Annotated in this window: 8 protein-coding genes and 1 pseudogene; 7 read left to right on the top strand and 2 right to left on the bottom strand. The window is 48.3% G+C overall.

Annotation, left to right across the window (positions count from 1 at the left end; translation table 11 throughout):
* Positions 1 to 212 precede the first annotated feature (212 nt).
* Positions 213 to 1229, top strand: coding sequence for a LacI family DNA-binding transcriptional regulator (locus BN1247_RS10570; RefSeq protein WP_054950356.1), 1017 nt, complete (start codon positions 213 to 215; stop codon positions 1227 to 1229).
* 16 nt (positions 1230 to 1245) lie between these two features.
* Here the strand turns inward: BN1247_RS10570 and BN1247_RS10565 are convergent, their stop codons facing one another.
* Positions 1246 to 1860 (bottom strand): DNA-3-methyladenine glycosylase, encoded by a 615-nt coding sequence (locus BN1247_RS10565; RefSeq protein WP_054950355.1) that lies wholly within the window; start codon positions 1858 to 1860, stop codon positions 1246 to 1248.
* A gap of 315 nt (positions 1861 to 2175) precedes the next feature.
* On the opposite strand from BN1247_RS10565, the pseudogene BN1247_RS18585 reads away from it, so the two are divergent.
* From BN1247_RS18585 to BN1247_RS10545, 5 genes and pseudogenes are all read left to right on the top strand, one after another.
* Positions 2176 to 2661, top strand: a pseudogene (locus BN1247_RS18585) (HTH domain-containing protein); the annotation flags it as partial.
* Positions 2662 to 4134, top strand: coding sequence for a BglG family transcription antiterminator (locus tag BN1247_RS10560; protein ID WP_231633249.1), 1473 nt, complete (start codon positions 2662 to 2664; stop codon positions 4132 to 4134).
* Positions 4135 to 4165: 31 nt separating this feature from the next.
* Positions 4166 to 4441 (top strand): PTS sugar transporter subunit IIB, encoded by a 276-nt coding sequence (locus tag BN1247_RS10555; RefSeq protein WP_054950353.1) that lies wholly within the window; start codon positions 4166 to 4168, stop codon positions 4439 to 4441.
* Between the two features lie 42 nt (positions 4442 to 4483).
* On the top strand, positions 4484 to 5857 hold the full coding sequence (locus BN1247_RS10550; protein ID WP_054950352.1) for a PTS ascorbate transporter subunit IIC: 1374 nt from the start codon (positions 4484 to 4486) through the stop codon (positions 5855 to 5857).
* Positions 5858 to 5945: 88 nt separating this feature from the next.
* The gene (locus BN1247_RS10545; protein WP_054950351.1) at positions 5946 to 6899 is read left to right on the top strand and encodes an ATP-dependent 6-phosphofructokinase; all 954 of its coding nucleotides are present in this window, start codon (positions 5946 to 5948) and stop codon (positions 6897 to 6899) included.
* An 89-nt stretch (positions 6900 to 6988) separates the two neighbouring features.
* Here BN1247_RS10545 and helD read toward each other — a convergent pair whose 3' ends face one another.
* Positions 6989 to 9622 (bottom strand): RNA polymerase recycling motor HelD, encoded by a 2634-nt coding sequence (gene helD, locus BN1247_RS10540; RefSeq protein WP_074011119.1) that lies wholly within the window; start codon positions 9620 to 9622, stop codon positions 6989 to 6991.
* Positions 9623 to 10091: 469 nt separating this feature from the next.
* Here helD and BN1247_RS10535 point away from each other — a divergent pair, with 469 nt between their 5' ends.
* Positions 10092 to 13166 (top strand): efflux RND transporter permease subunit, encoded by a 3075-nt coding sequence (locus BN1247_RS10535; protein ID WP_054950350.1) that lies wholly within the window; start codon positions 10092 to 10094, stop codon positions 13164 to 13166.
* Positions 13167 to 13230: the final 64 nt, after the last annotated feature.

Genomic DNA, 13230 nt, shown 5'->3' with positions numbered 1-13230 from the left:
AATGGTTTCACTTAGCGATGCTGGGCGATCTGTCGAATAAATGGTGAAGGATCAGTCGAGGAGCTTGGTAAACAATCGGCACCACCTGCAACGAATAGGATGCCGTTTTACCAAGCTTTTCGGTTGTTTATTTCGTTCGAAGTTGTTACTTACCCGTTGGCAAAACGGCGATTGGCAAAAGTGTCATTGACTTTGGAAAAGGGGTACGTGAAGTGAAGAAAAAAAAGGTTACGATTAGGGAAGTTGCGAAAGAGGCTGGTGTATCAGTAGCAACCGTTTCCCGCTATTTGAATAAAAACGGTTATGTGAGTGACGTTTCCAAAGGGAAAATCAAGGCGGTGATGAAGCGATTAGATTATAAACCTAACGAAATTGCGCGCGGATTGGCAAGAAAAAAAACGAATACTATCGCCTTAATCATTCCAGATATAAAAAACCCTTTTTTCCCAGAGCTTGTTGTAGCGATCGATGAGGTCGCGAGATCAAAAGGCTATAGCATTATCTTAATTAACACAGTGGAAGATGAGTTGCAAGATAATAACTTTTGGAAAAGTTTACAGAGCAGATATGTCGATGGTTTTATCATCGCTGCTTTCCGGTTTAACAAAAATGTATTAAAAAGCATACATGATTTGCAAATTCCTTATGTTCGTGTAGATCGAGCCGCATCCAACGAAACGCCTCATTCGATTGGTCTAGACAATTATAAAGGAGCTAAACTGGCGACCGAACACTTACTGGAAATCGGTTGTAAAAAAATTGCCCATATTAGTGGCCCTAAATCTTATCCTCCGTCGATTGACCGGATTTGCGGTTTCGCCGATACAGTAATGAAGTGGTTTCCGGACGAGGAACCGATTGTTTATGAGGGTAATTTTACACTAAGCAGCGGGAAAAAAATGACTAAACAACTACTGAACGACGATGCGAGCGTTGACGGTATATTTTTAGCCAATGATTTAATGGCGATTGGCTCGCTTAAAGCGCTAAAATCAATGGCGATTAATGTGCCGAAAGATGTGGCACTTGTAGGGTTTGACGGCATAGAATTAACCGAAATGGTCGAGCCAGAAATTACGACAGTCGAGCAACCAATTTATGAGATCGGTGTCGTTGCTACGAATAAACTGATTCATTTGATCGAGAAAACAGTCGATGATACCTTGGATCTTGAGCTGGACGTCCGTCTTGTTAAACGGGAGTCGACGTTGGGGTTCAAGGCGCGTTAGTTTAATGGATAAACCGCTACTGTTTGCAACGGGTAGCGGAATCGACAGCGACGAAACGCCATAACAGCTCAGTCCCAGAAGAAATGCCGATGCGGGGAGTTCGCCGATTTTTTTTCGTCTGCGGGAGCTTGTTTGTCTTATCTCGTGACTCTGGCGAAGTGGTCGGAGGCAGTTCCAACGTTAACCGCCGTTCCGGGTCGTCAATGAGGTCGTATCCGTTTAGCTCCTTCGTAACTTCAAGTGCTTGTGTCAGTTTCGCCGGACCGTTTAGAAGGGCTTTATCCGGAACACCTGCGCGATTCGTGCGCATTAATTCGATGCCCTCTATCGGAACGGCCCCTCGTATGAGCACTGCCCCGACCGCTCCCGGTTCGTGGGCGACGATATTCATACAAAAATGCATGCCGTAAATAAAGTAAACATACAAAACACCGACCTCTCCGAACATGACTTGATTTCGCGGCGTCATGCCGCGGTAGGCGTGGCTAGCTGGATCTTCGCTCCCTTTGTACGCTTCTGTTTCTGTAATTTGCACGCGGATGAGTCCGTTTTTTGTCTGTCTGACGAGGTGACAGCCGATTAATAGTTCTGCTACTTTAACCGTGTCTTGTTCGAGAAATGTTCTTTCCATTTTTTGCTCCTCAATCTTATACTATGACTGTATGACTTATAATGGCACATGAGAGTGAAATCGAGTATATCGCATTAACGCCACTCTAACAAGTTTAGCAAAAACATCGCTTTTGTTACGGTTAACTCTTCTGTCGCATATGTCGTAGCTGATTGCGTCCCCTTTTGATGGTAATGGCTATTTTGAGAAATGGTACCTTGATAATTTGACGAAAGGTAAGATTAGGTATGAAAAGTTTCCGATTGTACGCGGCGGTTTATTTCGCATCTACGCAAGTCATTATTCCCGTACAATAAATATGAGGGGTGGACGGTGATGCTCAACCAAAGACAGCGCTATATTTTGCGGATGATTATTGAGTGCGGCACATATGTACGTGTTTGCGAAATCGCTGAGCGATGTCGAGTGAGTGAACGTAGCATTCGTTACGATTTACAGGAAATTGAATACTTTTTAGAGCAATGTGGATATGGGGGCGAAAGGCACAAGCAGCGGGGAGTGCGTGTCATTATACCGGAAGATGAACGTCGGTGGAGGTTGCTACGACTTATTGGGGAACCAAAATACTACAACGTACTTTCACCTACAGAACGCCGTGATACGATTCTTGGGGTTTTATTCAGGTCGAATCGTCCTGTTCATTCGAGGGAGCTTGCTGCATTGTTGCATGTCACACGACGAACAATCTCAGATGATTTTAAAAGTGTAAAAAAGTGGTTGGAGCAACATTGTTTAACTTTGCGATACATTAGCAACAAAGGATATTGTGTTCACGGCAACGAGCGAGACATTCGTTTGGCCATGGCAGCGCTAATCCCGAACCCGAACCGTAATAGAACGTTAAATGAGATCGTGTATCGCTTAACTGATCTAACGGAAAGACAGCTGATGACCATACGAGAGATTGTGCTGGCTCATCTTCGACCACTCCCTTACGACCTGACGGATTTCTCTCTAGATGGAATCGTATTTCATATTGCTGTTGCGGTTCAACGCTTGCGAAAAGGCTACAACATTGCGATGCCGGAGCGGGAGTTATACGAGTTGCGCGTAACGGAGGAGTTTGTTGTTTCGATGGCGATCACTGAAGACCTCTCGTCCGAATTGCACCTTGAAATTCCCGAAGCCGAGGCCGGTTACATCGCGTTGCATTTACTCGGTTCAAAAATGTTACACGAAAATCAGGAAGTGTCGCCTGCACGCCACTCGCTACAGAAGGCAGTTGGGCAATTTATTCGCGAAACGGGGGCACGTCTTGGGACAGATTTGTCCCAAGATAAACAGTTAAGGGATGGTTTAATCGTGCACCTACGTCCGACTTTGTACCGTTTAAAGTACAATTTACGTTTAGAAAACCCGTTGCGCGAAGAAATAATGAAGTGGTACGCCGACATTGTGGAAGTTATTAAAGTAAGCGTACGCACGTTGGAGAACGCCTTCAATGTTTCCTTTAACGATCATGAATGTGCCTTTCTGGCAATACACATTGGGGCTTCTCTCGAGCGGCAAGCTGTAATTGAGGAAAAACCGCGCGTGCTATTGGTGTGTGGAAGTGGCATTGGAACGGCGCAGTTGTTGTCGAGTCGGTTGAGGCGTTATTTTCCGGAATTGGATATTGTTGACACGCGGGCATCGTTTAATCTGACCGATGAATGGTTAAGAGAAGCTGACGTCGATTGGATCATTTCCACAATCCCTATACATCAAACGATGATCCCACACATTGTCGTAAATCCGTTTTTAACGGCACAAGATCGACAACAAATCAGTACACTGTTACATCAATCGTACGAAACAGGCATAGAAGAAAGGGTGAATGGACCTGTGCTGGAAGAAGTATTAGTGCCGGAGTTAATCATGTTAGATGTCGAAGTGCAAAATTGGGAGGAGGCCGTCCGCCAAGCAGGACAGCTGCTTGTCGGGCAGAATCTTGTCGAGCCCCGATACGTGGACGCAATGGTGAACATGGTAAAGGAAAGTGGGCCGTACATCGTGATTGATCAAGCCGTAGCGATGCCTCACGCGCGTCCCGAAAATGGAGCAAAAGCGCTAGGTTTTTGTTTGTTGCGACTGAAGACACCTATCGCATTTGGCCACGAAGAACATGATCCGGTGAAACTCGTCGTCTGTTTAAGTAGCGTTGATGCGGAAATGCATTTAAATGCCTTAAGACAATTAGCGCATGTACTCGGAGACGACGATACAAAAAAAATACTGATGACGGCGGATAAGGACAGCATCTTGCGGACGATTCACGCAGCCAGCAAATTTTAGTTATAAACAATTCTTTTTGGGGGGAGTTACTATGCTTAACATTATCACAGTTTGTGGAAATGGCATTGGTAGTAGTTTGATGTTAAAAATGACAGTCGAAGAGATTTGTAACGAGGAGGGGGTTGCTGCGGAGGTGGAGTCTTGTGATTTTGCTGCAGCACAAGGTAAACCAGCAGACTTAATCATTACGGTAAAAGAATTTGCCAATCAGTTCCATGAACGGGAAGTTGTTACAGTTAGGAGCTACATGAACAAGAGAAAAGTAAAGGAAGATGTCTTGGAGAAAATTAAGGAAATGTCAGAATGACAATGTTAAAGACACTATAATCTTCGACGGGGAGGAATAACGATGTCGTTACTAAATATAATTGCTAACGATATTTTGACCCAACCGGCTTTTCTTATAGGTTTAATGTCTATGATTGGTCTAATCGCGTTAAGGAAATCGTTTAACAAAATATTGGTTGGAACTTTAAAACCGATACTAGGGTTTTTAATGCTCAGTGCAGGTGCCGATATTATCGTTAGTAACTTAGATCCATTAGGGAAAATGATTGAATCTGGCTTTAACTTAAAGGGGATTATTCCTAACAACGAGGCGATCGTATCGGTAGCACAAACCGTTTTAGGCCGAGAGACGATGTTCATTATGGTCCTCGGTTTTGCCATCAATATTCTTGTAGCCCGATTAACGAAGTACAAATATATTTTTTTAACCGGTCACCACACGTTTTTCATGGCTTGTCTTCTGTCAGCTGTACTGCAAACTGCAGGGTTATCCGGGACAGAGTTAATCTTAATCGGCGGTTTCTCACTAGGTGCATATAGCGCAATATCACCGGCAATTTGCCAGAAATACACGTTGAAAGTAACAGACGGAGACGAAGTCGCCATGGGTCATTTCGGTAGTCTCGGTTATTATTTATCGGCTTGGGTCGGGAAACTTGTCGGGAAGCCAGAACAGAGTACAGAAAAGATTAAGATTCCGGATCGCTGGGGGTTTTTGCGAGACACTACCATATCGACAGCACTAACGATGTCGTTTTTTTACATCATCGCTGCTTTAGTAGCTGGTCCCCAAGTTGTTGATGAGTTTTCTGACGGCATGAACTATATCATCTTCTCTTTCCTAGCGGCGCTTAAATTTAGTGTTGGGGTAGCAGTTGTTTACGCAGGTGTACGTATGATCCTTGCTGAACTGATTCCAGCATTTAAAGGGATAGCGTTGAATGTTGTCCCGAATGCGATTCCCGCCGTCGACTGCGCCGTCTTTTTCCCATATGCGCCTACTGCAGTTATCATCGGGTTTGTCGCAAGTTTTATTGGTGGCCTTGTCGGGATGTTCATTTTAGGTGGCATTGGGGCAGCGTTAATTATTCCGGGATTAGTGCCCCATTTCTTCTGCGGGGCAACTGCTGGCATTTATGGTAACGCTACAGGTGGTAGGAGGGGGGCAATCGTCGGGGCTTTCATTAACGGTTTGGCGATCTCTTTCTTACCAGCCATGCTCTTACCCGTTCTCGGTGATTTAGGGTTTGAGAATACGACCTTTGGTGACACGGATTTCGGTGTGATTGGTATATTGTTCGGCAAGGCTTCGCTAGTGGGAAAAGTAGGCGTATATGCGCTTGTTGCGCTGTTCTTGTTGGCTCTAATTATTCCGTCGTTCATAAAAACGAAGTCTCCAGTGTTAAACAACCAGTATACAGAGGAGACGGAATGAACGCATAATAGTGTTTTCCTTTAGATTAATGCTTGAGTATTTTTGGTATAAACTGGGGTATATTCATGAGTAGAGGGTGTACTAGTGAGTGAAAATTGGTGTATTGACTTCTGGTGGGGACGCACAAGGGATGAATGTCGCAATCCAATCAATTGTTAAGGCGAATGAACTGTACGATCATGAAACCGTAGGGATTTTAAGAGGTTTTAACGGTTTTTTTAACAAAGAATATATCACTTTGACTAGCAAAGATGTTGGACACATTTATAACTTGGGCGGGAGCTTTTTACTTGCGGGAAGAACTGAAGCGCTAAAAACAATTGACGGACGGGAACGGGTCGTCTCAGAAGTTCAAGCTTTGGGCCTAGATGTGTTAATTGTCATAGGTGGAAATGGTTCATTGCACGGTGCATCGCGTTTGAGCGAGATGGGAGTTAGCGTGATCGGGATCCCGGCCACGATCGATAACGATGTATATGAAAGTGACTACGCGATCGGTTTTGATACGAGTCTAAATGTCATCAGCAATAGTTTAGACAACATTCGGGACACGGCCATTTCTCACGACCGGACACATGTGGTAGAAGTGATGGGGCGAGATTGCGGTCTGCTCGCCCTTCACGGTGGCAGGGCGTCCTTCGCGGAATATATTATCGTTCCGGAAATGGACGTTGACTATAATGACCTGTGTGAGGATTTGCTCAAACGTCGTGCACAAGGGTTTACCAACCATTTGATTGTCGTAGCTGAAGGAGCGGATTCAGCACAGCGGGTAAGTGAAGAGATAACAAAAAGAGCGAGAATAAAGACGACGGTTACGGTGCTTGGGCAAATTCAACGGGGCGGTAAGCCGACTGTTTATGAAAGACTGATCGCACGACAATTCGCGGAGGCAGCAATAAAGACAATTATGCAGGGGGACGTTAACGTTTTCATCACGTTACAAGATAAAGAGGTGATATTAGTATCGTTATCAGCACTAACAGACCGTAAGAAAGTGATCGATCTGTCACTGTTGCCGTATACGACACATAAACGTTAGGAAGATTACCATTACCTTTCTGTAGGCGTTTGACTAAAATGCAGTGATTTACAAAGCAGACGGTAGGGGCGACCTACCGTCTTTATATATTAAATACATTCCCCATTTTGCCGTTCATCACGGGGCTCGTTTCGCGATAGCTTCAACGCTGCTTTCCGTATGTGTGCCGGCAGATCCGATGCAGAAGGTTTCGTCACAAGAGTATCCGCCACATAAGTATCTGGCGAAAGCGAAGCAATAAACGGACTCACCTCGCCGACGTAGTAAAGGTGTAACTCGTGCATCGCCCGTGTACAGGCGGTGTACAACAGTTTGCGTTCGTTCTCCCGTCCGTACTGCGTCTCGGAGGCGTCGTAAACGATCACTGCATCGAATTCTACGCCCTTGGCGAGGTAAGCGGGGATGATCACCGTGCCTGCCTCAAAGGAAGCAGTCTCTCGCGCGATTAGCCGTACCGGGACGCTGCCGTTTTCTTGGAGGGCGGTGTACGCTTCACGGCTTTCACGGGCAGTTTTGCAAATGACGGCGATCGTCTCCAGCCCGTCTTGTTGCAACGTGCGGATGCGGGCGGCGATTTTTGCGACGCGATCGTCTTTGTCGGCCACGCGGGTGACGGTCGGTAAGTTGCCGGCGCGGTTAAACGGTTCGATGGTTTCACCGCCCGCAATCATGCCGCGCGTAAATTCGACGATCGGCCGCGTGGAACGGTAGCTGCGCGTCAAGAGGACTGTTTCTGTCTGTTCGCTGCCGAAGAGCGACGAAAGGAGCGCATAGCCGCTGCCGGCAGCATGGGCGTAGATTGCTTGGTTTAAGTCGCCGAGTACCGTCATTTTGCTCCGCGGAAACAACCGTTTGATGAAGGCAAACTGAAAAGGTGAATAGTCTTGCGCCTCATCGACGAAGACGTGCCGTACCGTCGTGTTCGTTTGAAAACCGGTAATTCTCTCGTGTAAATACAAGTAAGGCGTTGCATCTTCAGCGGCAAGTTCGTTGCGGTCCAGCTTTGCGACCGTTTGGGCACAAATAGTTGCCCAATTCGGTGGTAAGGGGCTGTCGGACGCGGGATGGGCAAAACCTGCAAACAATTGCCGATAGATGGCGTGCATGTTGATAAAGCGCAACTTACGTACGTGGGCGCGCAGCGGTTTAAACTGTTTAGCCACGACCCAAGAGGCGAGCAACTTTTTCTCCTGCTCATAATCGTCAAACGTGTCGGTTGTACGACGTTTTTTTCGTTTCCGTTGCAATTCGTGATAGGCGCGCATGTACGTCTCTTCGTCGAGCAGTTCAATCGCTTCTTCCACCCATTGTTCGTCTCGTTCCATCCATTCGCGGCGCTGCAACTTTTTGAGCAGCTTTTCTACGAGTAACTGGATACGGTTCGGTAGCGAGATGGACGCGTCGAGGGCGTAAAATTGCTTTTTCATGTAGGCGGCGGAAATGAGGATTTTGCCGCGGAAGGTGATGTCGCGGAAGATCATCCCATCTTGCCCGAGCCAAGCGATATATTTTTCGATTGTGTCCATAAAATCGATCGACGCTTTAAAGCGAATGCCCGCCACTCGTTCCGCATAACCAGGCTCATCCATCGCTGTGAGGACGTATTCGAGCTGGGTGAACGGATCTTCGAGCTTGTAGTCACTGCCGAGTCGATACTGTAAATACTGTTGAAACGTCGTTTGTTGCATGTTTTCTTCTCCGAGCTCCGGCAGGACGGAGGAGACGTAACTGTTGAACATGTCATTCGGTGAAAATAGCACAATTTGTTCCGCCTTGAGTGTCTCGCGGTAGCGGTAGAGCAAATAGGCGACTCGCTGCAACGCGGCTGACGTCTTACCGCTACCTGCTGCGCCTTGCACGATGAACAGACGACTTTTTTCATTGCGAATGATGTGGTTTTGCTCTTTTTGGATCGTAGCGACGATGCTTTTCATTTGGGTATCTGACTGTTTGCCGAGTACTTCTTGCAACAGTTCGTCGCCGATCGTTACCGACGTGTCAAACATGCTGGCGATGCGGCCGTCGCGGATGATGTACTGCCGTTTTAGTGTCATGTTGCCGCTGACCGTGCCGCTAGGCGTTTCGTATTGCACAGGCCCTGGCGAGTAGTCGTAATATAAGCTGGACACGGGGGCGCGCCAATCGTAGACGAGAAACTGTTCGCTGTCTTCATCGTAAAAAGAAGCGGTTCCGAGGTAGATTTGTTCCGCCTCTACTTGCGATTTTGCCGCAGTCGAACGAATGTGCAACGCTGTTTCGGCTGGCGACGAATCCTTTTGCGACGGATCCCCTAGCGACTGATCTGGGTGAATGGCCGTATTTTCGTGCGCTTCGTCCGCTACTTCCGTTGGCACGTGAGCTGTGGCTGCGTCGGTTGCACTCCTGATCGCTGCATCGTGCGCCACGAAGTCGATGCGCCCGAAATAGGGTGACTGCTTGAGGCGGCGCATCGTCGTCAGTTGCTTGTGCGCTTGTCCGTGACTGCGCTCTCTTTCCGAAAGCACTTCAGCTTGCTGCCGAATACTCGTGAACGTTTCTATCGCTTCGATGGCATCATCGAGGTTGACAGTTACATCGTCCCAAAAGTGTTTGCGGATGTCCACGATTTCTGTTTTCGCTTGATCGGTCTGCTGCTCAAGAGAGGTGATGCGCGCGTCGATGTCGGCGACGACGCGATCGACCCGCTGTTGTTCTTTCTGCCAGTCTTTGTCCGTTAAATTCATTAAACCGCTCCTTTTGACAGTCTGTCTGCCATGACATGTTTTGGCCAAAAAGAATTGACAAACGCGCTCCCCCGTGATAAGATTATTATAGAAAATTATTACCTTCACGAGGAGTGATGGTCGAGTAAGCCATCCTCCATTTTAGCATGTTGTTTTAGGACTTTCAATAGTCGTTTTTTTGTTGTTTAAAATATTTGTTTGTCCTCGAAAATCGTAGCGCGTTGCTGATTAATCGATCAGCAACGCGTTTTATTATTTCATACGGTCGTCTTCATCCTATCATTTCTTCTTATGCCAACAATATAACAACTAATGATGCTGACGCGACACGGATGAATCTCCGACTTAAGGCGGAGAGAAAAATCAACCTGTGGCCACTCAAACGGGGTAGCAAAGTCGCGTATCATTAATTTTGTTCTCAAAAACATTACAAGTTTCGCTTGTGTAGGTGAAAGAAAGGGGAGTACATATGAAGGGTATTACTACGTGGTCTTTTCGCAACCGGGCAGCGATCGTCGTTTCCGTGTTGCTCGTCCTATGCTTAGGGGTACTTAGCTACTTTACGTTGCCGATGGAATTTTTGCCGGAGGCGGACAATCCACAAATAACGATTGCCACGCTCGGTCAAGGATATGACGCCGATTCGATGGTGCAAGCGGTGACGGAGCCGCTGGAGCAGGCGGTCGCAGGAGTAAAAGGGAAACGGGACGTTTTTTCCCAAACGGGTGACGGCTACTCGCAAGTGAACATTTTTTTTGCATCTGATACGGATATGAAAGCAGCGACTCAAGAGGTGAAAGATGCGTTAAGTGCGCTGACGTTTCCGGAAGGGATTGCCAAGCCGCACGTCGTGCAGTTAAACACGTCGATGATTCCGGTCGCGCAAGTGTCGCTCGCTTTTAATGACGGCATTACGAAAGAAAATATTAAAAAAGTGGAGAAAGAGATTTTACCGCAATTTCAGAGTGTGAAAGGCGCAGCTCAAGTGGCCGTTTACGGAAAGACGGACCCGCGCGTCGTCATTCGCCTCGACAAGGACAAAATGGCGAAGTACCAGCTACCGCTACAGTCGGTTATGGGTGTGTTAGAGGGGCAAAACTTCGCTGTCGCTGTCGGGGAGAAACCGATGGACGGCCAAACGACGAATCTAAAAGTGATCAGCAACCTCGACGATTTGGACGCGCTTAAAAACTTAACGCTGCCGCTTCCGGGAGGAGCTACGGGGGAGGCTAATTCCGCATCCGCTGCACCACCTACTGTACGGCTAAAAGATGTCGCGACGATCGATACGTCTGTCGCGCAAGAGAGCACGACGCGCATTAACGGGAAAGAATCGCTTCTACTCGTGGTCACGAAAGATAGTACCTCGAGTGCGGTTTCTGTTGCCGACGAGGTGCAACACAAAGTCGAAAAACTTAACAAGGAACACACGGACGTGCGCGGGGAAGTCGTTTTCGCGACGTCAGACATGATTGTCGACTCGGTGAATACGATGTTGCGCGAAGTGTTGCTCGGCGCACTGTTTGCGACTGTCGTCATTATGGTCTTTTTGCGCAACGTCCGCTCGACGCTCATTACGATCATTTCCATCCCGCTATCCTTAGGGCTCACGCTGTTGCTGTTGTGGCTGTCCGGCGTAACGCTAAACATTTTGACGCTCGGCGGGGTGGCGGTGGCGATCGGGCGGTTAGTCGACGACAGTATCGTCGTCGTCGAGAACATCTTCCGCCGCATGCAAGCGAAGACGCTTAGCAAAGAAGATGTGATCGCGGCGACGGGCGAAGTGGGGAAAGCGATCACGTCGTCTACATTGACAACTGTGGCCGTCTTTTTGCCGCTCGGGTTAATTTCTGGTTCGTTACGTAGCTTTATTTTACCTTTTGCACTAACGGTGACGTATTCGCTCCTCACGTCTCTCATCGTCGCGTTAACCGTCGTGCCGTTAATGAGTAACAGCTTATTAAAAAGAGCCAAGTTGCCGCGGCACAAGCAGCCAAAGCGGTACGTACGCGTGCTCCGGTGGTCGCTGAATCACAAGTTTGTGCCGATCGCACTATCGGTTGTCGTCCTCGTCGGATCGGTCGTGCTGTACGCCGCGATGCCGAAGGGCGCGGTCGACGCCGAAGATGCGACGATGGTTTCGGCGACGATGACTTTTCCGAGTGATACCCCGCTGGAGAAAGTGAAACAAAAAGGCCTTGCCTTGGAAAAACAAATTTTGCAAATGAAAGGTCATGAACACGTCATTATGCAGCAAGGGAATAGTGCCGACGCTGCAGCGTGGGGGCAGGTGAACAACCCGACAGAAGTCGAATTTACCGTCGTCATGAAAGAAGGGGCAGACGCGGAAAAGACGGTGACGGCGATCAATGCGCTAAAAAAACAGTATCCGGATGCAGACATTACTGCCTCTACCGCATCGATGATGGGGGGCGCGAACGGATCGGTCGTCACGTTTGACATAGTCGGGGGCGATGAAAAGGCACTCGACGACGCCGCTAACAGACTGACAGCAGCGCTCAAAACCGTCACAGGTGTCAAAAAAGTGTCCAGCAATGTGGAGGAAAAGAAGCCGGTTTATGCGATTGTCGTCGATACGGCCAAAGGGAATACGCAACAGACGGCGATGCAATTGCGCGGCCTGCTCAATGAAACGCCACTTGGGACGGTGCGATTGGACGGTAACGATACACCTGTGTACGTCGATGCCAACATTGAACCAAAGTCTGAGAAAGACTTGAAAAAACTATCGCTCGTTACAGAGAAAGGTATCGTGCCGCTTTCATCTGTCGCCAAAGTTGAAAAGGAGAAAAGGAGTAGCACAGTCCTCCATAAAGACGGAAAATCGTACGTCCGCGTCAGTGCCGAAGTCGATCCGCAGCAACTGTCGGTCGTTTCCGCGGCTATGGACGAAAAAGTAAAGCAAGTAAATCTACCCAAAGGTGTTACCGTGCAAACAGGTGGGGCGTCCGACCAACAGGCGAGTGAGTTTGCCGATCTCGGGTTGACGATGCTGGCCTCGATCGGGATTGTCTACTTGATCATGGTCATTACGTTTAAGTCGCTGCGGACGCCAATCGCGATATTGATGACACTGCCACTCGCGTCGATCGGCGCTGTACTCGGACTGCTCGTGACGCAAGTTCCTGTCGATCCAACCGCTATGCTTGGCGCGCTCATGCTCATCGGGATCGTCGTCACGAATGCGATTGTGCTCATCGACCGGGTGAAGCAAAACGAGGAAAGGATGACGATTCGCGAAGCGATTCTCGAAGGAGCGGCCACACGCCTGCGCCCGATTTTGATGACCGCGATAGCGACAATTTGTGCGATGCTACCGCTTCTGTTCGGGCATTCGGCCGATGGGAGTCTCGTCTCACAAGGGTTGGCTGTCGTCGTCATCGGCGGCCTGACCGTCGCCACAGTGCTCACGCTCGTCATTGTCCCTGTCTTTTACGAACTGCTTTACTTCCGCAAGTCGAAAGAACAGCGGTTAAAGGCGCTTAGGACTGGTGGTAGAGCCGAGGGGACGACGGTGGCTTGACGGGTAACATCGAAAGTCGAAAGCAACAGCGGCCGACATGTCATCAGGAAGCCGCGAAACAGAA

It is taken from the genome of Numidum massiliense, from assembly GCF_001375555.1.
GTDB classification, from domain to species: Bacteria; Bacillota; Bacilli; order Thermoactinomycetales; family Novibacillaceae; genus Numidum; species Numidum massiliense.
The sequence above is the reverse complement of the archived record's forward strand: the minus strand, read 5'-3'. Positions and strand labels throughout refer to the sequence as shown.

Excerpts from the sequence above, each read along its gene's own strand:
- BN1247_RS10565 (WP_054950355.1), bottom strand. The coding sequence starts at position 1,860 with ATGGAAAGAACATTTCTCGAACAAGACACGGTTAAAGTAGCAGAACTA.
- BN1247_RS10535 (WP_054950350.1), top strand. The coding sequence starts at position 10,092 with ATGAAGGGTATTACTACGTGGTCTTTTCGCAACCGGGCAGCGATCGTC.
- BN1247_RS10560 (WP_231633249.1), top strand. The coding sequence starts at position 2,662 with ATGGCAGCGCTAATCCCGAACCCGAACCGTAATAGAACGTTAAATGAG.
- helD (WP_074011119.1), bottom strand. The coding sequence starts at position 9,622 with ATGAATTTAACGGACAAAGACTGGCAGAAAGAACAACAGCGGGTCGAT.
- BN1247_RS10550 (WP_054950352.1), top strand. The coding sequence starts at position 4,484 with ATGTCGTTACTAAATATAATTGCTAACGATATTTTGACCCAACCGGCT.
- BN1247_RS10555 (WP_054950353.1), top strand. The coding sequence starts at position 4,166 with ATGCTTAACATTATCACAGTTTGTGGAAATGGCATTGGTAGTAGTTTG.